Origin of the sequence: Peribacillus frigoritolerans, from assembly GCF_030676415.1 — a bacterium.
Lineage (GTDB): Bacteria > Bacillota > Bacilli > Bacillales > DSM-1321 > Peribacillus > Peribacillus frigoritolerans_A.
Genome location: NZ_JAUUTW010000053.1, coordinates 1 through 25064 on the forward strand (window position 1 = coordinate 1; position 25064 = coordinate 25064).

Annotated in this window: 26 protein-coding genes and 2 pseudogenes; 21 read left to right on the forward strand and 7 right to left on the reverse strand. The window is 37.8% G+C overall.

What is annotated here, in order from left to right:
* Positions 1 to 848 precede the first annotated feature (848 nt).
* A complete protein-coding gene (locus tag Q8G36_RS27145; RefSeq protein ID WP_305162891.1) occupies positions 849 to 1175 on the reverse strand; it encodes an antibiotic biosynthesis monooxygenase family protein in 327 nt (108 codons plus the stop codon).
* Positions 1176 to 1502: 327 nt separating this feature from the next.
* Between Q8G36_RS27145 and Q8G36_RS27150 the strand changes: the two genes are divergently transcribed.
* The 7 genes from Q8G36_RS27150 (at position 1503) to abc-f (ending at position 8857) form a co-directional block, all read left to right on the forward strand.
* Positions 1503 to 2237, forward strand: coding sequence for an aminoglycoside 6-adenylyltransferase (locus Q8G36_RS27150; protein WP_305162892.1), 735 nt, complete (start codon positions 1503 to 1505; stop codon positions 2235 to 2237).
* Positions 2238 to 2326: 89 nt separating this feature from the next.
* Positions 2327 to 2878 carry a dihydrofolate reductase family protein gene (locus Q8G36_RS27155; RefSeq protein WP_305162893.1) on the forward strand — a complete coding sequence of 184 codons (552 nt, stop codon included), beginning with the start codon at positions 2327 to 2329 and terminating at the stop codon, positions 2876 to 2878.
* A 186-nt stretch (positions 2879 to 3064) separates the two neighbouring features.
* Positions 3065 to 4030 (forward strand): alpha/beta fold hydrolase, encoded by a 966-nt coding sequence (locus Q8G36_RS27160; protein WP_305162894.1) that lies wholly within the window; start codon positions 3065 to 3067, stop codon positions 4028 to 4030.
* An 18-nt stretch (positions 4031 to 4048) separates the two neighbouring features.
* Positions 4049 to 4720: a response regulator transcription factor gene (locus tag Q8G36_RS27165; protein ID WP_305162895.1), complete on the forward strand. Its 672-nt coding sequence runs from the start codon at positions 4049 to 4051 to the stop codon at positions 4718 to 4720.
* Entirely contained in the window at positions 4717 to 5715 is a 999-nt protein-coding gene (locus Q8G36_RS27170) for a sensor histidine kinase (RefSeq protein ID WP_305162896.1), read from the forward strand. The genes Q8G36_RS27165 and Q8G36_RS27170 overlap by 4 nt, the downstream gene beginning before the upstream one ends.
* A gap of 208 nt (positions 5716 to 5923) precedes the next feature.
* Entirely contained in the window at positions 5924 to 6793 is an 870-nt protein-coding gene (locus Q8G36_RS27175; protein WP_305162897.1) for a cation diffusion facilitator family transporter, read from the forward strand.
* 435 nt (positions 6794 to 7228) lie between these two features.
* On the forward strand, positions 7229 to 8857 hold the full coding sequence (gene abc-f / locus Q8G36_RS27180; RefSeq protein WP_305162898.1) for a ribosomal protection-like ABC-F family protein: 1629 nt from the start codon (positions 7229 to 7231) through the stop codon (positions 8855 to 8857).
* Between the two features lie 356 nt (positions 8858 to 9213).
* On the opposite strand, the gene Q8G36_RS27185 is transcribed toward abc-f, so the two are convergent.
* Positions 9214 to 9621, reverse strand: a complete 408-nt coding sequence (locus Q8G36_RS27185) for a potassium channel family protein (protein WP_370694135.1) — start codon at positions 9619 to 9621, stop codon at positions 9214 to 9216.
* Between the two features lie 245 nt (positions 9622 to 9866).
* Here Q8G36_RS27185 and Q8G36_RS27190 point away from each other — a divergent pair, with 245 nt between their 5' ends.
* The 7 genes and pseudogenes from Q8G36_RS27190 (at position 9867) to Q8G36_RS27220 (ending at position 15992) form a co-directional block, all read left to right on the forward strand.
* Positions 9867 to 10292: a VOC family protein gene (locus Q8G36_RS27190; RefSeq protein ID WP_305162899.1), complete on the forward strand. Its 426-nt coding sequence runs from the start codon at positions 9867 to 9869 to the stop codon at positions 10290 to 10292.
* Positions 10293 to 10975: 683 nt separating this feature from the next.
* Entirely contained in the window at positions 10976 to 11878 is a 903-nt protein-coding gene (locus tag Q8G36_RS27195; RefSeq protein WP_305162900.1) for an aldo/keto reductase, read from the forward strand.
* Positions 11879 to 12341: 463 nt separating this feature from the next.
* The gene (locus Q8G36_RS27200; protein WP_305162901.1) at positions 12342 to 12767 is read left to right on the forward strand and encodes a DMT family transporter; all 426 of its coding nucleotides are present in this window, start codon (positions 12342 to 12344) and stop codon (positions 12765 to 12767) included.
* A 43-nt stretch (positions 12768 to 12810) separates the two neighbouring features.
* Positions 12811 to 13509 (forward strand): Crp/Fnr family transcriptional regulator, encoded by a 699-nt coding sequence (locus Q8G36_RS27205; RefSeq protein WP_305162902.1) that lies wholly within the window; start codon positions 12811 to 12813, stop codon positions 13507 to 13509.
* A 31-nt stretch (positions 13510 to 13540) separates the two neighbouring features.
* Positions 13541 to 13993, forward strand: a complete 453-nt coding sequence (locus Q8G36_RS27210; RefSeq protein ID WP_305162903.1) for a DMT family transporter — start codon at positions 13541 to 13543, stop codon at positions 13991 to 13993.
* Between the two features lie 74 nt (positions 13994 to 14067).
* Positions 14068 to 14780 (forward strand): annotated as a pseudogene (locus Q8G36_RS27215) (YjjG family noncanonical pyrimidine nucleotidase).
* A gap of 90 nt (positions 14781 to 14870) precedes the next feature.
* The gene (locus tag Q8G36_RS27220) at positions 14871 to 15992 is read left to right on the forward strand and encodes a DNA alkylation repair protein (RefSeq protein ID WP_305162904.1); all 1122 of its coding nucleotides are present in this window, start codon (positions 14871 to 14873) and stop codon (positions 15990 to 15992) included.
* Between the two features lie 243 nt (positions 15993 to 16235).
* Here the strand turns inward: Q8G36_RS27220 and Q8G36_RS27225 are convergent, their stop codons facing one another.
* Both Q8G36_RS27225 and Q8G36_RS27230 read right to left on the reverse strand, forming a co-directional pair.
* Positions 16236 to 16790 carry an HPP family protein gene (locus Q8G36_RS27225; protein ID WP_305162905.1) on the reverse strand — a complete coding sequence of 185 codons (555 nt, stop codon included), beginning with the start codon at positions 16788 to 16790 and terminating at the stop codon, positions 16236 to 16238.
* Positions 16791 to 16911: 121 nt separating this feature from the next.
* A complete protein-coding gene (locus Q8G36_RS27230) occupies positions 16912 to 17496 on the reverse strand; it encodes a CGNR zinc finger domain-containing protein (protein WP_305162906.1) in 585 nt (194 codons plus the stop codon).
* A 338-nt stretch (positions 17497 to 17834) separates the two neighbouring features.
* On the opposite strand from Q8G36_RS27230, the gene treP reads away from it, so the two are divergent.
* The 3 genes from treP to treR all read left to right on the forward strand — a co-directional run bounded on the left by treP (position 17835) and on the right by treR (position 21782).
* Positions 17835 to 19286: a PTS system trehalose-specific EIIBC component gene (gene treP, locus Q8G36_RS27235; RefSeq protein ID WP_305162907.1), complete on the forward strand. Its 1452-nt coding sequence runs from the start codon at positions 17835 to 17837 to the stop codon at positions 19284 to 19286.
* Positions 19287 to 19366: 80 nt separating this feature from the next.
* Positions 19367 to 21037 carry an alpha,alpha-phosphotrehalase gene (treC, locus tag Q8G36_RS27240; RefSeq protein ID WP_305162908.1) on the forward strand — a complete coding sequence of 557 codons (1671 nt, stop codon included), beginning with the start codon at positions 19367 to 19369 and terminating at the stop codon, positions 21035 to 21037.
* A 31-nt stretch (positions 21038 to 21068) separates the two neighbouring features.
* Positions 21069 to 21782, forward strand: coding sequence for a trehalose operon repressor (treR, locus tag Q8G36_RS27245; protein WP_305162909.1), 714 nt, complete (start codon positions 21069 to 21071; stop codon positions 21780 to 21782).
* 236 nt (positions 21783 to 22018) lie between these two features.
* Here the strand turns inward: treR and Q8G36_RS27250 are convergent, their stop codons facing one another.
* On the reverse strand, positions 22019 to 22366 hold the full coding sequence (locus Q8G36_RS27250) for a DMT family transporter (protein WP_305162910.1): 348 nt from the start codon (positions 22364 to 22366) through the stop codon (positions 22019 to 22021).
* A gap of 25 nt (positions 22367 to 22391) precedes the next feature.
* Positions 22392 to 22721, reverse strand: a complete 330-nt coding sequence (locus Q8G36_RS27255) for a DMT family transporter (RefSeq protein WP_305162911.1) — start codon at positions 22719 to 22721, stop codon at positions 22392 to 22394.
* Positions 22722 to 22992: 271 nt separating this feature from the next.
* On the opposite strand from Q8G36_RS27255, the gene Q8G36_RS27260 reads away from it, so the two are divergent.
* The 4 genes and pseudogenes from Q8G36_RS27260 to Q8G36_RS27270 all read left to right on the forward strand — a co-directional run.
* A complete protein-coding gene (locus Q8G36_RS27260) occupies positions 22993 to 23202 on the forward strand; it encodes a hypothetical protein (RefSeq protein ID WP_305162912.1) in 210 nt (69 codons plus the stop codon).
* A 670-nt stretch (positions 23203 to 23872) separates the two neighbouring features.
* Positions 23873 to 24016, forward strand: a complete 144-nt coding sequence (locus Q8G36_RS27265; RefSeq protein ID WP_305162913.1) for a DUF3956 family protein — start codon at positions 23873 to 23875, stop codon at positions 24014 to 24016.
* Positions 24017 to 24357: 341 nt separating this feature from the next.
* Positions 24358 to 24573 carry a DUF3732 domain-containing protein gene (locus Q8G36_RS29475; protein WP_423806874.1) on the forward strand — a complete coding sequence of 72 codons (216 nt, stop codon included), beginning with the start codon at positions 24358 to 24360 and terminating at the stop codon, positions 24571 to 24573.
* Between the two features lie 142 nt (positions 24574 to 24715).
* Positions 24716 to 24874 (forward strand): annotated as a pseudogene (locus tag Q8G36_RS27270) (GNAT family N-acetyltransferase); the annotation flags it as partial.
* Here Q8G36_RS27270 and Q8G36_RS27275 read toward each other — a convergent pair.
* A partial coding sequence (locus tag Q8G36_RS27275; RefSeq protein ID WP_305162914.1) for a hypothetical protein occupies positions 24844 to 25064 on the reverse strand: 221 nt, incomplete at its 5' end. The pseudogene Q8G36_RS27270 and the gene Q8G36_RS27275 sit on opposite strands and share 31 nt — an antisense overlap.

The following is a 25064-nucleotide window of genomic DNA, read 5'->3' on the forward strand; positions in this document are numbered from 1 at the left end:
TCAACATGGCGACCGCGTTTACTATGCGATAGTTCAATACCCGGAAGATTATGAAGAAGGCTTCATACCGCGGGTTGTAAAAATGTTTGATGATATCGTATGGTATGAAGCACCTTGATAAATGAGTTTCAAAAATTGGGTACTCTTTTTTTGAGGGGAAAGATAGTCTAATGGTGGATAATAACCATTTATTCACTATCAACCTTCAACAATCGGGCGCGATTCTTTAATAAGAATCGCTTTTCTTAATGAATTAACGGGGCAGGTTAATTCAACAAGAATCACCTAGAAAAAGGTTGGGTACGCTTCGAGTACCCAACCTTTTTTTCATTGACATAACATTCTGGTTTTTATATCCGCACTCTTACAATATCTAGTTAGCCTGCACATACTTTATTATGCTGAGTGCATATTTTGTTTTGGAACTTTATGAATCACAATCCAGCGATTATAATGATCAATTAAAAATCCAATTCCAAACATAAACAACATCGTGCCTAAACCAAGACCAGTTACATGCTGTTGAAAGAGGATAATAAGAATACTGATGGATAACGGAATTGACGTACAAAGGATTGTTCCTAATGTATAATTGTTCATTAGCTTCCCAAATGCCATTCCAGTTGATTGGAATGGAAGGTACGAGACTCCTGCGGGAAAAGCGCGTCCAAGGGAGACCCCACAGGCGCAAAGAGCGCCGAGGAGGCTCCCGGACCGCCCGCGGAAAGCGAGTGCCTGGAATGGAAATCAATGTTCAAATTTACAAACCCTCAAAAAAGTAAAAGCGGTCTTTTTCTGTAGCTGAAAATGCATAAAAAACCATGTATGTACATGAAATATTAGTTTCCTTATTTGCTCGTATAATCTCTTTCAACCTTACAAATTCGGGTAGTGTATGACGAGTACCAATCTTTCATACCTTTTTCTTGTGCCTTTTTGTGAGCAGCATTTTCTTTCCAAAGCTTTATGGCATCCAGGGACTTCCAATAGGATACGGTAATTCCAAACCCGTTTTGATCTCTTACGCTTTCGACTCCTAAATAGCCATCTTGTTGAGCGGCAAGTTCATCCATCAATTCCGCGGTTAAATTGTAGCTTGCGGTGTCCTTATCGCTTCTTTGAGAAGTGAAAATACAAGCGTAATAGGGTGGTTCGGGAGTATTTGCAAGAAACATGAAATGATGCCTCCTTTTAACTTAATATTCAAAATAATACCACATGGGCGAGAACATGGATAGATGCCAGGGAAAGCGGGACCTTAATGATCAGCCAAGAAAACAAGGAGGTATGAAGCAGTATATATCACTGACACGGCAGTTCTACGGAAGGGATTTTATTCCTGATTCACGAATATATATTACTTTGACGGTTTTATAAAAAAAGGAGATGGTTTTGTGTGAGGGATTTGTTAGCAAACATATAGAAAGAGATGCATTTTTACCGAAACAACGCGATATTCTTTTGAAAATGAATTAAAAGATTTCTCAGCAGATCCTGATGTTTTGGCCATTTACTTAGCCGGTTCATTAGCAAAAGGAAACGATGATAACTATTCTGATATAGATTTGCACACCATTGTTATTTCAGAGCGGAAAGCAGAATTTTTAAAGGGGAAAAGGAATAGAGCCAATAACTGGGGAAATGTTACATTTCACGAAGACTACAATCCTTCTTCACCGTATGTCGTCACTCATTATAATACCTTTGTGAAAGTGGATAGCTGGTATCACGCACCTGAGGAAATTGTACCGTCCATCTGGTTAAAAGAGGTTGAAGTCATTTATGATCCTTTTAATATTATGAGTCATGTTATTAAGGAATCAGCAAAGCTAGTTTATAAACCTTCACCGGATGAAGTCGAGCATTGGAGAGGGAAGCTGCTTGCTTTTGTCCATGAAACCTACAGAGCCGTTATGAGAAGAGAAATGTTATATGCATTATCCAATCTTGATAGGATACGGTGGCTGATTGTGTCTGGGTGGTATATGGAAATGGAAGAACATGTAGATGTGCCCTATGGAGTATGGACAAAAATCGAGGGCAATAGAAGTAAATTAGATGGAAAGCAATTATCCCTGTTGGAAAGTTGGGATTGTGGCCGCAATTCTTATGAAATTATTAAAACGTTGAGACGTATGATCCCAGAATTCATTAGACTAAATAAATACCTATGTACTCAAGTGGGCGTCGAAACAAATGAAGACCATATCAAAAGAATAATGGATATGGTTATCTGATATCTTTTAGACTATGGGACATCGTTCATATGAGGCTAATGAATTTACGTCAGTTTAAAATGTGTAATCACTTTTGGAGGGATGACTAAGTGGCAGAATTGGTATATCATGTAGCCGTTTCACTGGACAATTTCATTGCCGACCAAGCAATGTTGGATGGGAATATCAATCATTCTTTTTTCTTATTTGAAGGAGATCATGTCCCAGACTTTTTATCCGATATCCAGCAATATGAAGCGGTGTTGATGGGAAGTAAAACATATGAATTTGGATTTCAATTCGGAGCTAAACCGGGTGAACCAGGTTATAAGGGTTTGAAACATTATATATTCTCGAGCTCCCTTCAGTTTGAATCGAATGAAGAGGTAGAACTTATCAAAGGAAACGCCGTGGCGTTTATAAAAAACCTTAAGCAGCAAGGTGACGGAAAGCTATGGCTTTGCGGGGGCGGAGAACTGGCTGGAACGTTATTGAAACATAAACTCATTGATCAATTGGTGCTGAAAGTGAATCCAGTCATAATCGGTGAAGGCATCCCTCTTTTCGGCAGCGTTAAGCCAAGTCTAAAATTAGATTTAGTTGAAATGAAACAATATTCAAACGGAGTGATTAAACCCACATATAATATTATTTATACTTAGGAATATGGTAGAGGGCTTTCCTTCAATAGTTAGGGCTGCGCTGGCGCAGCCTTTTTCTAATGTGATTTCACTGGTCATTGTCGGTAGAATTTTTCTTAAGTGAAAAGTGTAAATATAAAAGAAAATTAATTAGAAATTTATTTTTAACATATATCCTTTCAGTATAACTTGAAAGGGGTTTTCTATATGAAAAAAATGTTGAAAGTATCAAAGAATATATTTTTTACCTTCTTTGCGATTATCATATTTGTAGCAATAGCTGTTATTATTTACCATAATTATCAAAAGGGCAAGGAATCATCATTAATTAGTGTAGGAACTTCCGTTGAATTTAATAGCAAAGAAATTAATGTATATACGGAAGGAAGCGGGGAGGATACCTACGTTTTTATGTCCGGTTCCGGGATTGCTGCTCCTGTTTATGAATTGAAAGGATTATATAGTAAGTTTGCAAAAGAAAATAGTATTGCAGTCATTGAAAGAGCTGGATATGGATACAGTGATGTTTTTCATGATGATAGGGATATTGATACAATATTGGAACAAAGCAGGAAATCGTTAATTGAAAGTGGAAATAAACCTCCATATATTTTGGTTCCACACTCAGTATCAGGAATTGAAGCTATTTACTGGGCACAAAAATACCCAAGTGAAGTAAAGGGAATTATTGCTTTGGATATTGGTTTACCGCACCAATATGTAACTCATAAAATGGGAATGGTTGATTCATTGACAGTAAGAGGAGTGAATATTTTAACGAAATTGGGTTTGCATCGTCTTGTTCCTTCTGTTGTTTATAATCCCGAAGTGATCCGGCAATCATTTTTAACTGACCATGAAAAAGAAATGTATAAAGCACTATCATATAAACAGTTTTTTAATGATGATATGGAGCAAGAGCTTTTACAGAGTTACAATAATGGTAAAAAGTCCGTTAACTTGCCGATTCCAAAAGAAACACCCATTTTATTTTTGGATGCGATTGCCGATGAAAATAAAAATTCAAAATATACAAAACAAAAGAATGAAGATTATGAGGAGTTTGCAGAGAAACTATTAAAAACGGATGTAATAATACTGAAAGGGACGCACAGCATTTATTTATACGCGCCTGATGAGATTTATGATCTTGCAATGGAATTTATCAAATGAATGAAGAAAGGCCCTGTGATGAAAAGATATAATATTTTAATTGTTGAAGATGATTTGATGATTGGTGATTTATTGAAAAAAATTTTGCAACGCGAAGAGTACAATGTATGTTGGATGAAAGAAGGAAAAGATATTATAGATGTAATCCATGAGATGGATTTAGTCATTATGGATGTTATGCTGCCTGGAGATGATGGTTATCAAATAACAAATAAAGTAAAAAGCCTAGGATTAAATATTCCTGTTATTTTTCTATCCGCCAGAAATGATATGGATAGTAAACTCCAAGGTTTGACAATTGGTGAGGATTATATGACTAAGCCTTTTGATCCTAGGGAGCTATTATTAAGAATGCAGAAATTGCTGGATAATCAATATGGTACTTTCACGCAAATTAAACATTTATATATTGATGCTGAACATAAAAAGGTATTCAATAATGACTTGCATAATGAAGTGGTTTTTACTGCGATAGAGCGTAAAATATTTTTCTATTTATATGAAAATAGGAATCGGATTTTAACGAAAGAACATTTCTTTGAATATTTATGGCAGCTCGAAGATAGGAATCAAAATATCATTAATGTACATATCAAAAAAGTTAGAACAAAAATCAATGATAACACCGGTGAGATCATCCAAAATATATATGGAGAAGGGTATAGATTGAATACCTATATAAAGAAATGAAATTAAAGAAAAAATACCAGCTATTGTTATTTATCGCCGTTATTAGTGTTCCATTTTTATTACTGTTAATCAGTATCCTTATGTCATTGATTTATGATATGGCCTTTAAAACCAAAAATGATGACATTCCTTTTCATGAATCTTTTGCGTATCCTACAATGCTGGGAGTATTTATTTTATCATTACTATTGTTAGCCTTCTTATTTTCCAAATCTATTAACTCGCTATTAAATAAAATAAATATATTGAATGAAACCATCAGGAATTTAGCTAGTGATGAGGAGATTCCGAATAAATTAGTGGTTAAAAGCAATGATGAAATCGGGAAATTTACTGAATCGGTGAACTTACTAATTGAAAGAACGACCTATCGTGAATTGGAACTAAAACAACAAGGGGAAATGAAAAAGGAACTCTTAAATAAATTAAGGCATGACATCAATACACCTTTAACAGCAGTAAGATTACAATTATTTTATTTAGAAGGTCAATATACAGATCAAGCTCCACTATTACAATCACTATATCAACAAATAAATTATATTTCCGAATTGACAAATGAATATAATATTCAATCCATAGATGCGCTAGATAATTCTTATATCTTAAATGATGAAGTGAATATGCACGATTTATTAGAAACGATGGTTAGGAAATGGGGCTATTTGTACAACATGCAGGGGATTGAATTAATATATCATCCATTAAATGGAGAGTTGGAATGGATAAGTAATGACCTGTGGCTTCAAAGGTTATTTGATAACGTTTTCCAAAATGTGTTGAATCATTCGAGGGCTGATAAACTTGTGATAACCATTGAAAATAATGTGGTCAGTATCAAGGATAATGGGATTGGTTTTGATATCGATAGTACAAGTAAGGGGCTTGGCTTAAAAATAATTGAGGATATTGCTAAGACACTGGATATAAAATATGATTTGCTATCAAATGAAAGCGGAACTTTATTTTGTTTTACAATCGAAAAAACGGTATAAATCTCACTTGATACGTTATTTTGTGGGGATGTCATCCGGGGATTTTGTCAATGGTTCATCAATATTATTATTCTTTTCAGATAGTTTGCCTTATGCAACATAGTTATATATCACTTACTTATATAAAGCGATACAAAAAGGTTGCTATAGACCCACCCATTTTTAAGTTGATATTATATTCAGGTACTTAATTGTGGGGGGAAGTTGAATGGAAGATCAAAAATATAATGACCTCAAATTAGGCGAACGTGGTGCAATCATTAGTATAATTGCTTATATTTGTCTATCAATCATGAAGCTTGCTATTGGATACATAAGCGACTCAGCTGCCTTGAAAGCGGATGGTTTGAACAACACGACTGATATTATCGCGTCCATTGCCGTACTGATCGGTTTAAGGCTAGCTCAAAGACCCCCCGATAAAGATCATGGTTATGGTCATTGGAAAAGTGAAACGATCGCTTCGATGGTAGCTTCATTTATCATGTTTGCTGTTGGTGTACAAGTTTTAATAGATGCAGTTGCTTCCATGCTTAAAGGTGGAAAGGAATCACCTGACATTATTGCGGGGTATGTAGGTGTTTTATCAGCAATAGCCATGTATTTTGTATACCGATATAATAAAAAGCTTGCTATAAAAATTAACAGTAAGGCCGTTATGGCAGCTTCAAAAGATAATATTTCCGATGCTTGGGTAAGTATCGGAACAGCTATTGGGATTTTCGGTTCCCAATTAAATATGCCTTGGCTGGATTCCCTTACTGCCGTCATTGTTGGATTATTAATATGCAAAACAGCCTGGGATATATTCATTCAAGCCTCGCATGAACTTTCTGACGGATTTGATGAAAATAAAATTCATCTATATAAGGATGTAATTACAAATGTGGATGGAGTCAAGGGAATAAAAGAAATTAAAGGGAGAAATTACGGGAATAATGAAGTGATTGATGTTGTGATCCTTGTCAATTCTACCTTGGATATTAAAGAAGCACATGATATAGCGACCCATGTAGAGAAAGTGATGATGAAAGATCATGGAGTGTATGATGTTCATGTCCATGTTGAGCCCAATTAATTTCTCTTTTTTATGAGCATTAATAAAAAAGGGAATAAATAGGCTTTACAAACATAAGTATAATATGCAATCATTAATTCATTACATTGGAAGGAAAAGGTACCTCATACAATGAAGCAGTAATCTTATCAAATAAACAGTAAATCTAAATCTATTTCAATGGGTATTCAATGAAAATACGCTTCACTATGTTTGCTTACCGGATATATTGGTGAGTAAAGTGAATTCACTTTTTCATTTGAACAAGAATCTTTTTGATACCCATGTGAGATTTTTAATGATTATGTTTAGAGATGGGATTCGTCTGTTCGTTTATAGGTACTAATTCATATACAACTACTTTTTCTGTTTTCAAATCAGATGAGGTATATTTGGTTTATGTATATAATTTAGTAACAGGCGATCTCTCTCTAGAAAAATAGAGGGGGATTTTTCATGTTATTTCTAAAAGCGAATGATTTAAAGAAAACTTACGGGAACCGTGAAGTTATTTCTGTTGATTCACTTCATCTTTACAGTCATGACCGTGTTGGTTTGGTTGGTAGGAATGGAGAAGGTAAAACGACCCTTCTTTCTATACTAGCGGGGTTTAGGGAACCCGATTCCGGTCATATAGAGAGCTATGGAACAGTCAGCTATATCCCGCAAATAGAAGAAACTGAACAAAAAATAAGCGGGGAATTAACAAGCATATGGAAACTGCCCAATGAAAATCAAGAAAAATTAAGCGGCGGAGAGCTTACTCGAAGAAAAATCGCCGCAGCACTGTCTTCCAATGCGGATGTATTGATTGCGGATGAACCTACCAGCCATTTAGATATATCCGGAATTGAACAATTGGAAAAGGATTTAAAGTCTTTTAATGGCGCTATTTTGCTTACTTCACATGATAAAGCATTCTTAAATCATCTATGTACAACAATATGGGAAGTTGAGCAAGGCAAGGTAAGTGTATATGAAGGGAATTACGAAGCGTATATTAAACAAAAGCAAGCAAAAACAGAAAAGGAAAAAAAGCAATATGAAGAGTATACCCGCGAAAAGAACCGGTTGAAACAGGCTGCACAAAACCTCCAAGCCAAATCTGATTCGATTAGGAAAGCCCCTAAACGAATGGGTAATTCTGAAGCAAGGCTGCATAAACGCAGCGCCGGGAAACAAAAGGCGAAATTGAACCGTTCAGCTGAAGCGATTGAAACTAGAATCGAAAAATTAGCGAAAAAAGAAAAACCGAGGGAAGATCCCCCTATCATCTTTGATATTTCAGAATTTCCATCTTTGCATAGCAAAAGGGTCATTCGATTTAATGGCTCTTCCCTGAAAGTAGGATCAAGGATGCTGAAACAACATATTTTTGGAGATGTCCCCCTAGCTTGCAGACTCGCCATCAATGGACAAAATGGTTCAGGAAAAACGACATTATTGAAAAAGATAGTGGAAAGGCACCCAGATTTATATGTCGCAAAACCAGCCAAGATTGGATTTTTTGCCCAACATCAAGAAAATTTGAATGAAAATAAAACGGTTCTTGAAAATATTATGGATGACAGTCCCTACAATCAAGCCTTTATTCGTACGCTATTATCACGATTAGCTTTTAAAGGAAGTGACGTTCACAAGCAAGTATTACTTTTAAGCGGTGGGGAAAGAGTCAGGGCTTCCCTAGCAAAAGTTTTTTTGGGAAATTATAATGTACTCGTTTTGGATGAACCTACAAATTATCTGGATATTCATACTAAAGAGGCTTTAACCGAAGTGTTAAAAGCATATCCAGGAACCATCGTTTTTGTGACTCATGATCGTTCATTGATCCAATCGCTTGCAACACATTCACTTTCATTTGAAGATGAACCTCCGAGAGTAATTGCTATCAATCAGGAATCAACAAAATCGGCTACTAGAAAGGATGGTCATCAAGATAAACAGGCTGAACTTCTTATGATTGAAGTGCAAATCATCGAGACACTTGGGAAACTGTCCAGTGTTATGAAGCAAGAGGAAAAAGAGGCATTGGATAGGGAATACCTTCAACTCTTGAACAAGAAAAAGGAGCTTGAAGATTAAGTGCAATCCATTAAAAGGCCCTCTCGATCGAGAGGGGCCTTTTAATGGAAAAAGTTCGGTTTAAATTAGGTAAAAAAGTTATTTTTACTCTTAAAATAGAATTATCATTAAAATGAATTAGTGGTAATTTATGAAAAAAAAGATGGAAAATGTTAAAATTGGCAATAACTATCGATGGCACTCTATGGGGGAAAGGGGGAAATTACGATTAGAATCAGTTCTCCATATCCTGCCACGGATAACTTGTAATCAAAACAACTGAAGAAAACCAATATATAGAGGAATTAAAGTCCATGCTCAAACTTCAGTAATAGAACCTTCACTTGGTCTTTTTTGAATGGGAATATTTATACCAATCAAAAAGGAATGCCATATATAATAAGGCATTCCCATACACTCAGATTTTGCCGCTGTTGCTCCCGTTTTCCGGTTTCTTTATGATGGCATAAGCTAGGTATCCTATCAGACCCATATAGCCCGGTGCCGCCTACAATGTAAATCATTGTAAACACTTTTCCGAATGTTGTCTGTGGTTCGAAACTGGGGTGCCCAACCGTGCTAAGAGTGACAACACAGAAGTAAAGGGATTCAATCACAGTTAAACCTTCCTGCTTAACATAGAAAATTGTGCCGGAAAATAACATAACCAGGACCAATACGAAAAGAACTTGGAAGATCTTTAATTTAAAAGCGGACCTTTTAAGAAACGTTTCAAGGTGAGGATAAATGAAATCATTGGTAATCGCTTTTCCTTTCAGTTTCATTACAATTTAAGTAAAGTGAATGAATAAATCCTGATAATCGAGCTTGATCAGTTAATCATTCTACTATACAGGAATTCAGTTTGGATAGACAAAAAAACCGTTTTTCTTTTTGATCCGGTTTGAACTAAAAGCGTTAGTTCCAATTGTAGTCTTTTAAAGAGTTACTCTCAATTTATTATTAAATCAGTTTCAGGGAATTGGGAATGAATGATAGAAGAAGAAAGTAAGTAAGAAGGGGGTCAATCATGAAACCGCGTATTACTGTCATTACATTAGGTGTGGATGATTTGGAAAAGTCGCTGGAATTTTATCGGGATGGGCTGGGGTTTCAAACAGAGGGTATCGTGGGCAAAGAATTTGAGCATGGTGCCGTTGCCTTTTTCGACCTGCAAGAAGGCCTAAAGCTTGCCATATGGGGTCGAAAAGATATAGCGCACGAGGCCAAGGTTCCTTTGTCCCCGACAAGTCCTACTGAATTTACCCTTGGTCACAATGTAGGCAGTAAGGAAGAAGTGAATATCGTGTTGGAAAAAGCAAAAAAAGCTGGCGCGATCATTACCGATCAGGCACATGACACTTTCTGGGGAGGATACTCTGCACACTTTCAAGACCCTGATGGACACCTTTGGGAAGTCGTTTGGAATCCGCAGTGGGACTTCATAGAATCATGAATGTGATCCATTCATGTTGATTTCGGTGAATAGAATCATGTTTAGAAAGCATCCTCATACCTCAAGTTTAATCCTTCTATTTTAATACAAAAAGACTATAGGCTATAGGAGTTCTATCCAAATGTTAAAACAAAGGAAGGTACGAGACTCCTGCGGGGAAAGCGGGTATAGGGGAGACCCCGCAGGCGCAAGCCGAGGAGGCTCCCGGACCGCCCGCGGAAAGAAAGTGCATGGAGTCAATCAACGTTTAAATTGTAAAAGCCTAAAAAAATGTAGGCAAACAAGCACTTTACCTTCGTGCTCAAGACTTCCATGACAACAAAAGATTTAGCGATAGAAATCGTGGAATTACACGAGAAAACAAAAAGGAGATAACATGCTGGATAGGGGACTGTTTAGGAGGTTGCTACGGCAGCCTTTTTCTTATGGACCTATCGGGTCAAATGACAAGGCGGCGATACATTTTCTTTAGCTCAGGTTTATGAACTTAAGCTAAAGAAATAGGGCATAAAAGGGTCACTCAAGATTAGGATTCTCCGAAATTTTAAATTATACTAAGGTTCATGGCAATAGCAATTGATACTGACACAGATTAACGAAGGATAGTCATGATAGAAAGAAGAACATGGGTAAGACGTACCAAACAACTTAGGCCCAAACAAGATATAAAAGGGGAGAAAAACATGCAAAGAGTCAATCTAACTGAAGATCTTAGTCTTTCACGAATTGTACACGGAATGTGGAGATTGGCAGATTGGAGATTTTCTACCGAGGAAATCCTATCTCTTATTGAACATGGAATGGATCGGGGCGTCACTACATATGATCACGCCGATATATATGGAAGTTATACGTGTGAGGAGATTTTTGGGAGCGCACTTTCATTAAAGCCATCTTTACGCGATAAAATGGAGATCGTTACGAAATGTGGCATAGTTCTTCAATCAGAAAACCGACCTTCCCATAAAAGTCACCATTATGACACTAGTAAGTCCCATATAATAAAGTCTGTTGATCAATCTCTTATGAATCTTAAAACGGATTATATTGATTTATTACTTATCCATCGTCCGGATCCCCTGATGGACCCTGCGGAAACGGCTGAGGCGTTTAATCAATTAAAAGAATCAGGAAAGGTCCGTAACTTTGGAGTATCGAACTTCAAAAAACCGCAATGGGATATGCTTCAATCTTATCTTGAATATCCTCTTGTGACGAATCAACTGGAGCTTTCTGCATATAATCTTGAAAACTTCGAAGACGGAACCATGAATTTATGTCAGGAAATGGGAGTGGCGCCGATGGCATGGTCACCGCTTGCAGGAGGAAGTATCTTTGAGGAATCGAATGAAAAGGCCGCCCGCTTAAGAAAAACGTTAGAAATCGTAAAAGAAGAAATCGGTGCTAATGGAATAGATGAAGTGATGTATGCATGGCTGTTGAGACATCCTGCAAAAATCATTCCGATCGTAGGATCCGGAAAGAAAGAACGACTGGACAGCGCCATTGATTCACTAAACTTAAGCATGAAAAAAGAACAATGGTTTAAAATTTTAACCAGCTCGATGGGACATGATATTCCGTAATGAACTGTAACATCTTGCCTATATCAAAGGGGACTTCCATGAGGGGGTCCCTTCTTTTTGTGTAAAATATCATTGGGAATTATTTAAGTAACGGCCCAATCAATCTGCTGAAATGACTGAGGGGAGTCTTCTCAATCAGACCCATCTCATTACCCCTTGCTGTAAACTTACTAATGAAAGATTTTAGTGCATACTGTGAAAATGGAAAGATTTTATTCTTACGAGGAAAGGAAGAAGCTGTCGATTTTTTGATTATTAAAGGCTACAAACTACATTCTTTTCTTTTGCTGGCGGGATTCGTTAATTGTTTCTTTGCCTTTGAGGTTGATTCTACTACACTAACGTTGCTTTAATGGTTCCTTTCTTATCCAACTATGAAGCCTGGAGTCAAAACAGTGGGACATATGTCCTTTCCGGAATCTTTTATCTGTTATTTAATAATGGAAAGAAGGGGGGTGACACAGTGAAAGGGATTTTCTTTTCGTTTTTTGGAGGAGCCTTCCTAACGTTGCAAGGTGTAGCCAATTCCCAGATCAGCCGGGACCTTAGCACGTGGCAAGTCGCAACAATCACACAGTTCACTGGTTTCATCATCGCCGGGTTGATTTTAATTATGATGTGTAAAGGGGATTCTCTTGAATTAAAAAAAGTTAAACCGTTGTATTTGTCAGGTGGAACCTTTGCTGCGGTGATTATTTTCAGTAATATTTCGGCTTATAAACAGATCGGGGTCACGTTTTCGGTATCAGCTCTATTGCTGGCTCAGCTAAGTCTTAGCTTTATCATAGATAGCAAGGGGTGGTTTGGGGTAACGAAACAGAAGATGCAACTACCACAGTTCATTGGACTTGTCTTGATGATGGCAGGAATCATTTTATTAGCCGTATAATTGTAAGGATATAACTAATAGGCAGGAAGTGAAACTTAATCAGATGAAAGAAATAATGGATTCGGAAAAACTCAATCACTATTTGGAGGCCCATCAGTTGGAAAGCATTTTTAATGGAGCTTTGATGTCCTATTTATCTCTCTACCAGGTTAAGCCTGGTGAGTGCATTTGCTCTCAAGGCGATCGAATGAATTATTTGTACGTGCTGGTTAAGGGAAAAGTTAAAGTGTATACGACATCAGATGAAGGCAAGAATCTGATTCTGTCATTTAAGACCCCTCTTGAAGTAATTGGAGATATTGAATATATACAGGGAATCGATATCATTAATACTGTTGAAGCGGTATCGGATGTCTATGTAATCGGCATCCATCATCAATGGCTAAAAAAGTATGCCGAAGGTCAACCGGCCTTCCTGCAATTTTTACTAAGAGTCATCACCCAGAAGTTTTATGTTAAATCCAAGTCACTTAGTTTTAATTTAATGCATCCAGTTGAAGTAAGGCTTGCAAGTTACCTCCTATCTGTTTCTTTCGATGAAACAAGTGACCAAATTACTGGAAGGTTGAATACAGAGAGCTTGAAGGATACTGCAAACTTTATTGGTACTAGTTACAGGCACCTGAATCGAGTCATCCTGCAGCTTTGTAGGAACGGTTTGATTGATCGGTCCGAGGGGTTCATCCAAGTTAAAGACTGGGAAGGGTTAAAGGCACTGTCCAGTCATAATATCTATGAGTAGATAGTTTATATGATTTGAAGGAGGCGTTATGATGTTACTTGGATTAAGTTGGGCAATCCTCGCGGGTTCAATGGTCAGTTTACAAAACGTTTTCAATAGTAAAGTAAATGAACATGTCAATCCATGGTCAACGACTACACTTGTATTAGGGTTGGGCTTTCTTGCCTCGTTTTTAAGCGGGTTCGCATTTGAGGGAATGGAGCTTTTTCAACTGCATAATATGAAGCCTTGGTATTGGTTCAGCGGATTGGTTGGCATAGGCGTGGTCATTTGTGTGACACAGGGAGTTAAGCTGCTGGGACCTACCTTCTCCATTTCAATCGTGATGGCGGCACAGCTTGTATTTGCTCTAGCTTGGGATTCTACAGGTTTGTTGGGGCTGGAGAAGGTTCCCTTAACATTCAAGCAGTTGGCGAGTATCCTGATTATCATTGCTGGGATGATCATATTCAAAATAGGAGGGAAAAGGAAAACAGCATCATGAAATGACCTAGCAAGACTATGGTATGGTCACGAGTTATTCAAAGTAGGATGGAAACATTGAATGGAGCGATACACATGAACAGATACAAAGCTTTATTTTTTGATATAGATGATACACTTTTAGATTTTAGGAAGGCTGAAAGTGATGCACTGCGCTTACTTCTCAAGGAGCAACAAATGCTGTATACACCGCAAGCGGAGGCGCATTATAAAACAATCAACCAAATCCTGTGAAGTCATTTGAAAAGGGGGAAATATCGCGGAATGAGGTAATCAATACGCGATTTTTAACTTTTTTTAAAGAATATGGCCGGGCGGTGGACGGGGTTGAACTGGAGAAAACATATCGGAGTTACTTGGAACAGGGGCACCAGAAGGTTAATGGGGCACATGAATTGGTAGCGAATTTAGAGCTGCATCATGATTTATATATTGTGTCAAATGGGGTCTCCGGGACCCAGGATAAACGCTTGCGGGATTCAGGCTTGCGTGCTTATTTTAAACAAGTTTTCATTTCAGAGGATATTGGATATCAAAAGCCTATGAAAGGGTTCTTCGATTACGTATTTGCCCGTATTCCTGATTTTAAACCGGAACAAGGATTGATAATCGGGGACTCATTAAGTGCAGACATAAGAGGCGGCCAATTTGCCGGCATGGATACCTGCTGGTTTAATCCTGAACAGAAGCAGAATGAAACGGGAATAGAGCCAACCTACGAAATCAAGCAGCTTAGTGATCTATATTCCATAATCAACAAAGCATGTGACTTGCGTTGCAAAAGCTAGTTGCTTTATCATTGTTTTTACGATCAGTACATAGAAGATAAAGAATGGCTAATATAAGCAAGTATAACCTGAAGAAAAGAAGTGAAATTAATGGCTGAACCTTTAAAGGATTTATATAATGAACCTTTCATTCGTGAATTCAGTGAAAAAGTAAAAGGCGTCCATCCGTCTTTTTCTACTGAATCGTTTATTGGGGAAGTTATGGATGAGCATTGGGACGATAGAAAGTTAAAAGAACGAATTAGACATATTTCCATTACTCTTGGAAAGCATCTTCCTAGTGATTATCAAAATGCTTTGGATATTTTGTATCGACTTGATAAGGATTGTGAAGGTTTTAGATATTTATTTTTCCCGGATTTTGTAGAGGTACATGGATTGAATAAGAAAGATTGGCAGTTATCTCTTGATGCCTTGGAGCGGTTTACTTCAAAGTCATCCTCCGAATTTGCAGTTCGTGCTTTTATCTTGCTTGATCCCGCTCAAATGATCGAAAAAATGAAGAACTGGACCAAAAATGAGGATGAGCATGTCCGCAGGCTGGCAAGTGAGGGATGCAGGCCCAGGTTACCTTGGGGGCAATCTTTACCGATGTTCAAATCCGATCCGGCACCAGTGTTGGAATTACTTGAGAAGCTGAAAAACGATTCATCCCTATATGTTCGCAAAAGTGTGGCCAATAACTTGAATGATATTGCCAAAGATCATCCCAAAACCGTAATAGAAACTGCCAAGCGCTGGTATGAAAGCGGAGACCCCAACACGATTTGGATTATCCGACGGGGATGCAGGACCCTAGTTCGCCAAGCGGATCCAGAAGTCCTTTCATTATTTGGATACACGGATGTATTGAATAATCCGAATATCATTACAAATGCATTTATAAGAAATGAACCAGACTCGATTTATATTGGGGAAACCAGTGAACTTCATTTCGGCTTTCGAGTTCAAGACAAGAATCCAGTGAAGCTTCGCATTGAGTACGCCATCGATTTTGTAAAAGCGAATCAGAAAACTTCTCGTAAAATATTCCTTCTGGCAGATAAGGATTTCTCAGGTAGTGAAGGAGTTGAAAGAGTTGAAAGAGTGAGGATTCACAATTGGAAAGACCTGACGACACGTCGTCATTACACGGGAATCCATCGGATATCACTCCTTGTAAACGGAGTGGAAGTTGCAGAAACGCAAGTAAACCTAAACGCTGAAACTTAATTGTTTAATTTAGAATATCGAATGAACAGAACAGTTGTTAACGAAAGGGTTTTAATCCTTCTATTTTAAACAAAAAAGACTGTATACAAACTCAATTTTTATCGAGTTTATACAGTCTGAGAGGAGCACCCTAGCTCCTTTTTTTGTTATTTAGACATAAGTGAAGAGTATTCATTTTTCTCCGATTTTGAATATTCTTCGTTAAAATCGATTATCGTCAAAAGGGTTATACTTCCATTTGCATCAAATCCAAAAAGTTGGATAGCTCCGATTGCTGCGCAAATTATTAATTAACAGTGCAAGGAAAACGATTATCACGGAACCAATTAACACAGGCGTAAATAAATAACTCCAGCTATAATGACCAAGCATAACTACAAGCGGGTCTGCCCCAGCTGGCGGGTGCGTCGTTTTTGTCAGCATCATCACCGCAATTGCTAATCCGACAGCCAAGCCGATTGCCCATGGCTCATCGCCAAAAAAATGATAAGAAGCTAAACCTACGAATGTTGAAACAAAATGGCCGCCAATAATATTCCGTGGCTGTGATAGCGGTGCGTTCCACAGACCGAACGCCAGTACACAGCTGGCACCAAATGGAGCCATTAACCACACTGCTGATGTTATTTTTGTTAAAAGAATTAAAGCGAATATAGTTAAAAATCCCCCAATTAGTCCCGTTATTGCGTCCTTTACATTTATCTTTAAAGGGCTTCTTCCTTTTCCCTTCATCTTCGATAAATAACGAATTTGAAAAAAACGTTTTTCTGTATGCCTCGCTACTGATATACGGTCCATTATTGCCCCTCCTTTTTATATAATTAGACTTTACACGAAACAAACTAACCTGTCAAAACCATTATTAACGGTTAGTTTATAAATTAATAAAAAAAACCAACTTTTATTATTAGTTGGCTCTTCATTGATCATCAGATTTCCGGTGTTGAAATCGGGCTACCTTTTTTCTATTCCCGCATATTTTCATTGAACACCACTTGCGTCTTCCGCTTTCATCGATAAATAACAGGACGCAATCATCATTCGAGCATCGCTTTAGTGATGACAGCTTATTTTCTTCAATTAATGTTAATGAGTCAAAAGCAATATAAGATACCAGGATATCTTCCGCTTCTCCAACAGGTATGGGAACCAGTTTTTGATCCATTAATTTATAAGTGAAAGGTGATATTTCAATTTTCTTTTCTAAATAAGCGATAAACTCATCAGGAATCGGATTCCCATCTGCTATTAATTCAAAGTGTTTTCTTAAAATAGTGCGCATTTCAAGAATGTCTACTAAAACCTGTTGAATTCTCTCTTTAATTTTTAAGGATAGCTGATTATCCCAATATGGGTTTTTCCCTTTTATTACAGTAAGCCAGTCCAGGACATCCCGTTCTGAAAGTAATAAGTCTTTCCGTTGACCACGACTGACTAGTTCCGTGTTCACTAAATCCAGAGAAAGATTACCTGTTATAAGTGGAAATTTATTAGTTTCGGACATTAGTTCATCCCCCATTTTCCTGTCAAATTCTAACCATTAAAATGCTAATTGAGAGGTTATATCATCATTATACCCTAATACGGAATTTTTTAGCTAGTTATCTATGGTAGGAATTCCTTTGTCACTCATCTTTCTTAAAGAAATTGTTGATGGATGCGGCTTTTACGGGATAACATGAATCGTGTTATCAAACATCATATTGTCAATCAACATATAGTAGGAAAAAAGTTCTTGACAGTACCTGTACGTACAGGATAATATGAAAGCGTATACAGAACCTATACGTACAGGTTATAAAAACAACTATATTTTGCTTTCTAGGGAAAGGAAGTAGTGAAATGGGTAAATACACAGAGCCAGCAACGGATTTGCTTCAACATGTCGGAGGGAAAGAAAATATTGCGACGGTTACGCATTGTGCGACAAGAATGCGTTTTGCTTTGAAAGATCCCTCCAAGGCGGATGTAACGAATATCGAATCGATTAAGCTTGTGAAAGGAACATTTACACAAGCCGGCCAGTTCCAGGTCATAATCGGGAACGAAGTATCATCGTTTTATAATGAATTCGTTTCCATAGCTGGACTTCAGGAAGCGTCAAAAGAAGATGTGAAAAATGCAGCTAAACAGAATATGAGCTGGCTGCAGCGAATGATTGCGCATCTAGCTGATATTTTCACCCCGCTGATTCCTGCCATAGTCGTTGGCGGTCTCATTCTGGGATTCCGCAATATCATCGGCGATATTAAAATGTTCGATGATAGCACAAAGACCCTTGTGGATATTTCACAATTTTGGGCAGGGGTACACGCCTTCCTTTGGCTGATAGGTGAAGCTATTTTTCATTTTCTTCCTGTTGGGATCACTTGGTCGATCTCGAAGAAAATGGGCACGACTCAAATTCTCGGCATCGTCCTTGGTTTGACCCTGGTTTCCCCACAACTTCTTAATGCATATGCAGTGGCAAACACAAAGGCAAGTGACATACCTTTTTGGGATTTCGGTTTTGCCCAGGTCGATATGATCGGCTATCAGGCCCAAGTCATCCCAGCTATACTTGCAGGGTTCGTCTTGGCATATTTAGAACGGTTCTTGAGAGATAAAGTGCATAATTCCATTTCCATGATCGTCGTTCCATTTTTCGCTTTACTTCCAACTGTAATCATTGCCCATACCATTCTGGGGCCTATAGGCTGGAAAATCGGTTCTGTCATTTCTATGGTTGTATATTCCGGATTGACTTCATCAGTTGGCTGGCTATTTGCTGCCGTTTTCGGCTTTGCCTATGCACCGCTTGTCATCACAGGCCTGCATCACATGACAAATGCAATCGATCTTCAGCTTATGAGTGAACTTGGCGGTACGAACCTATGGCCAATGATCGCATTATCCAATATTGCACAAGGTACGGCAGTACTAGCAATGATTTACATCAACAGAAAAGACCAGGAGGAAAGGCAGGTTTCCATACCCGCTACGATTTCATGTTATCTCGGTGTAACCGAGCCAGCCATGTTCGGAATTAACCTGAAATACGGCTTTCCGTTCTTAGCGGGTATGATCGGTTCACTTTTCGCAGGCATCGTTTCAGTCGGATCTGGAGTAATGGCAAATTCCATCGGTGTTGGAGGGATCCCAGGTATCCTTTCCATCCAGCCACAGTATATGGGAATGTTTGCACTCGCGATGCTGGTTGCTTTCGTTGTACCATTCATTTTGACTATAGCCTTCTCCAAGCGTCCTAATATGAACTTGAAAACAAGAACGAAAACAACGAAATTAAATGCTTAATAACGCGGAGGGAGAGCATTCTCCCTCTTTTTTACCATACTGGCAAAAGATACAACAGGGATAGCAGGGGAGGAATTACAATGAAGGATTTTAAAAAAAGTACCATCTATCAAATTTATCCGAAGTCATTTAAGGACTCGAACGGTGACGGCATCGGGGACATAAATGGTGTGATAGAAAAACTTGATTATTTGAGTAAACTGGGAGTGGATTATATTTGGCTGACCCCTTTTTATCGCTCACCTCAAAATGATAATGGATATGATGTAGCGGATTATACATCCATTGATCCTGTCTTTGGGACGATGGATGATTTTGAAAGATTGGTGAAGGAAGCTAATTCGCGGGATATCCAAATCATGCTGGATATGGTATTCAACCATACTTCAACAGAGCATGAATGGTTCCAAAAAGCATTGGCTGGAGAGAAAGAATATAAGGACTATTATATTTTCAAGAAATCGATAGATGGAGAGCCCCCTACGAATTGGATTTCGAAATTCGGAGGCCCTGCATGGGAATATGTAGCGGAACAAGATGAATACTACCTCCATTTGTTCGATCGGACACAAGCTGACCTTAACTGGGAAAATCCCAGAGTAAGGCAGGAAATCTTCAATGTAGTAAACTTCTGGATGGATAAAGGTGTCAAAGGATTCCGTTTGGATGTCATCAATCTTATTTCGAAACCTGACATCTATGAAAATGACAAAGATGGAGATGGACGATGTTTTTATACAGATGGTCCCAAAATTCATCAATTCCTCAAAGAGATGAATGTAGAAACTTTCGGGAAGGATGAAGAGGTGATGACTGTAGGGGAAATGTCATCGACGACCATTGACCATTGCATCAAATATTCATCTCCAGTAGAAAAGGAACTGTCCATGGTATTCAGCTTCCATCATCTAAAGGTGGATTATAAGGATGGGGAAAAGTGGTCACTTGCAGATTTTGACTTCAGGCAGTTAAAGGAAATCCTAAGCAGCTGGCAATATGGGATGCAAGAAGGAAATGGGTGGAATGCCCTGTTCTGGTGCAACCATGACCAGCCTAGGATTGTATCCAGGTTTGGTAATGATCAAGAGTATCATAAGGAATCTGCCAAGATGCTGGCATCAGCTATTCATATGCTTAGGGGAACCCCTTATATTTATCAAGGGGAGGAAATAGGGATGACCAACCCGAAATTCAAAGGTATCGGACAATATCGGGATGTGGAGTCGATTAATTATTATAATATTTTAAAAGAGACAGGCAAGGATGAAAAGGAAATAATAGAAATCCTCCAAGCTAAATCCCGTGATAACTCACGAACTCCCATGCAGTGGGAAAATACGGAGCATGCAGGCTTTACAAAAGGGACGCCATGGATTTCAGTGCCTGATAATGCTAAGATCATCAACGCTGAACACGCACTAAAGGATCAGGATTCCATTTTTCATCATTACCAAAAACTTATATTCTTACGCAAGAAACATGATATCATTGCATATGGGGACTATCAGGAAATTCTTGGCGACCATGACCAATTGTTCGCCTATCTACGCAGTTATGAAAACGAGAAACTTTTGGTGATCAATAACTTTTATGCAAAAGAAGCATCCTTCGAAATTCCAAAGGATATAGACTTATCCGGATTCAACTCAGAGCTCCTTCTCTCAAACTATATCGATTCGAAAGAACTTGCAGGTGATTTTATCCTTCGTCCCTATGAATCGGTTGTCTATTTGTTGAAAAAGGACGAGTAGCAGACTAAGAAAAATATATTGTGGTGATGAAATGAACAGCAAATATCTATCGCTATATGGTGATATCGTTTCAAAAATTGAAGAAGGAACCTTTCCGACAAATTCAAAGCTTCCTTCCGAAAGCAGCTTCATGGAAGAGTATGACATTTCCAGGGATACTGTGAGAAAGTCCTTACAGTTGCTTGAACAAAATGGATATATCCATAAAATCAAAGGCAAGGGTTCCTTTGTCTTGGATTTCAGTAAATTTAATTTTCCTGTAGCAGGGTTGATTTCCTATAAAGAAATGGTGGAAAAGTTGAATTTGCATTCCAAAACGATCATCCATAAGCTGGAGCTTGTGACCCCCGACTCAAAATTGACCAAGCTTCTTGACTCAACTGATGGTAGTAAAGTATGGAAAGTATTCCGGGTTCGGCAAATCAATGGGAAGAAAATCATCCTGGACAAAGACTATTTCAAAAGCGAGTTCGTAACTAACCTGACAAAGGAAATTTGTGAGGATTCGATTTATGGATATATCGAAAAGGAACTCGGGCTCCAGATTGGTTTTTCCAACAAGGAAATTACCGTGGAGCCATGCAGTGAAGAAGATAAACAATTATTGGACATTGAAGACTTCAATATGGTGGCAGTTGTGAAAAGTACGGTCCATTTAATCGATGGAAGTTTGTTTCAGTATAGCGAATCCAGGCATAGACCCGATAAATTCAAGTTCACGGACTTTGCGCGAAGGACTTGGTGAAGGCTTAAGTATATGATGGCAGGCTAGAATGAAAAGAACAATTAGATTTTCAAGGGAAATGACTGTGGAATTATATTCAATGGAAGGACTGAATTTTGAAAGTTCAGCTCCATTCAAAAAGAGAAGGCTGCCTTGGCGGCCTTTTCTAATGCAGTTCAAGGTAGTGTTTCTTTTATAGACATCGAGTTGGAATCTTTTATTTTTGTATGAACGGGGAGAGGAGGAGAGTCAAACCATTAGTTTGACTCTCCTTCCGCTTGTTTAGGGGTATGGGAAGCATTTAGTAAAACCACTCCCCCAATGATTAAAACTAATCCACCTAATGTAGTGATACTAAATGGCTCATTCCATAATAGTACGCCAATCAATGCAGTTAAAGCTGTGCCTATTCCTGCCCAAATGGCATATGCTAAGCTTAACGGAATTGTTTTAAGACATAAAGATAAGCTATAAAATGCTATACCAAATCCTATTATAACCCCAAATGAAGCGAATAAATGAGTGAAGCCTTCAGACAGCTTAAGCATGGTCGTACCAAATACTTCGCTTATGATTGATATTCCTAAAGCTATGTATCCTTTCATATTATTACCCCCGATTACTAAATTGTTAATGAGTGCCTCCACTAGAGAGTTTCAAAACAACCACTCCTCCAATGATCAGGACTAAACCTGAAAATTTTTTCAGGTTAAAGCTTTCTTTATAAACGATAACTCCCACTAGAGCAGTTAAAGCTGTGCCTATTCCAGACCAAATGGCATAAGCCGTTCCTAGCGGGATGGTCATTAGAGATAACGACAGGCAATAAAAAGCCAAACCCATTCCAATTACCACACCAATGGAAGGGAATAACTTTTTAAACCCGTTTGATACCTTTAACATCGAACTGCCAAACACTTCACTTAGGATGGCTATTGCCAAAAATGAATAAGGATTCAAGATGAACTCCCCCTAAAAATTGATTGCTATTTTCAATCACTTCCCCCAAGAATCTTACCATCTAAAGGACTCATATTAAACTAATACCACCTATAGTGAGTCTCATATTTTCTGTCATTGCAGGATATACCCTTTCAGGCTCATATTAGGCTGAAAGTGACACAATAAGCCACTTTAGTTGTCGAACCTGATAGCAACATATAAGACGGTTGATCAGGGATTTTTAGGAATTTTGTCGAATTATTCGAATTTATTGGGGTGAACTTATTTCATGGAATTCATAATGAACAAAGAATGTTTCAATAAGGCGATTTCAGATGTCAGCCATGCCGTTTCCATAAAAACACCTATACCCATTTTATCAGGAATAAAGATAGTGGCTAATGACGATTGCTTAACCCTTCGTGGTAGTAATTCCGGTATTGTCATTGAAAAAACCATTCCTTTAACGATTGATGGTGTAAAGGAATTGGAGGCTTGAAAACTACCAGAAGAACCTCTGTAAAGATATTGTTTATTTTAAAATATACCTCGATAGAATATATAATATAAATGGGATCCAAAAATAGCTAAATACTCACTATTCGTTGTTCAGTAGGATCTATTCTCCTATGTCCAGTATGGAACGCTCCAAGAAGGATACCTGAGCATTTAAGCCATGGGCCTTTACAGAAGGTGCATTTTATAACATTGGAAAAATATAAAGATGGAGATATGCAGCAAATTCATGCTAGGCTTTGGAATACAATAAGTGATTATTCTAAAAAAGGGGGAGAACAAGTCATCCATATGATTTGTTCCCCTTTTTCCTTCTTAGGAATCCGCCACTTCAATCAGAAAGTAAGGTCGATAAGTGGTGGGTAGTTCAATGTTCGCATCAAGCCTTTCTTATGAATCCAATTTGGCTAAGAAAAATGCCTTTTTCCAATGCAAAACTAATAGAATACCTGCAAAAACTCCTACTTTAATATACTCTAATTGTTCTTTATCTACTTTTTCTCACCTCTAATAAGCCTTTTTTCACAGGTGTATATCAATTAACATAGTAATTTCAAATATACTATTTCCTCTTAGAATCAAACTATTAACCTATTACACTTTTATATCTCTTTCATATACTAATATATCTTTTTATAAAGGGGGTAGAAAGTGTGCAATCAACTTGTATCTTAGAAGTTAATGATCAATTCTTTTTAGTCACTGAAATTGATGATGTAGCTACACTTAGAATCCGTATTTCATCTCTATTAGCATCAACTTTAATAGGATTAGGAATCCCAGTCTGCGGCGAATAGGTCACTTTCCCAACATTTTTTAGGTATCCCACTTCAAAAGGTTAGTGCCTACACTATACAAAACTAGTTAATATAAACAGATGTTATCGGCATGTAAAAAGGGGATCTTCCAATTGAAAATACCTATAGCAATATGAAGGCACTTTCCTCAGTGCCAAGGAATAGAACTAGATTTGTTATACCCTCCAATAAACCTTCCCCATATGTACTGCACCCCAATTGTTAGACACCATCTAACAATTGGAGGTGCTATTTTTTATGCTAATTTCAGAGTTGCCATTTGAAAATGATATAAATTTACAAACTTCGTAGGTGTATCACTGCCATCTCATAGCGAGAGTATGCGTGATGTAGGCCCAGATGAGAATTATTTAAAACATGTGTCCTGTTTATTGGCAATGCACCGTCAATTTGCTCAGTTAAATACTCCAGTACTAGGAGTCATATTATTTGATCAACTTAGTCGTCCCTTTTTTCCACCAGGTAAAAAGCCGGAAGAGTTTCAACTTGATACAGAGCGATCAACTTTGTTAACATTCTTTGAAACAGAGGTTTAACCCTCTAAGTTTCTATTTAATACTTTTTTATCAACTCTCCTGCTTCTTAATGTGTTGTCAAACAAACACAAAAATGGAATGAGATACACCTGTTGACTGTTCCCAAATGAGCCTCTAATCTATACCATAACGTGAAAAAGGTTACGGTAAAAAACTAATGAATGAGGTCTATGAAATTGCTAAAAAGAACGATATTGATTTAATTGAACTGGATTATTGGTTTGAAAACATAGCTGCAAAAGAGTTTTATAAGAAACAAAACTTTAAAAACTATAGGGAGTTTGCATTTAGACAGTTGTAAATCCTTTGAATGTCAATTTTCAAAGGTTGAAGCATGGAATTAATAAAAACCCCGAATAGGGGTTTTTCAGACTGTAGACAAACTCGATGAAAATCGAGTTTGTCTATTTTTATGGCTTGTACAATTTGGACGTTGATTTCCACTCCAGGCACTCGCTTTCCGCGGGCGGTCGGGGAGCCTCCTCGGCTTT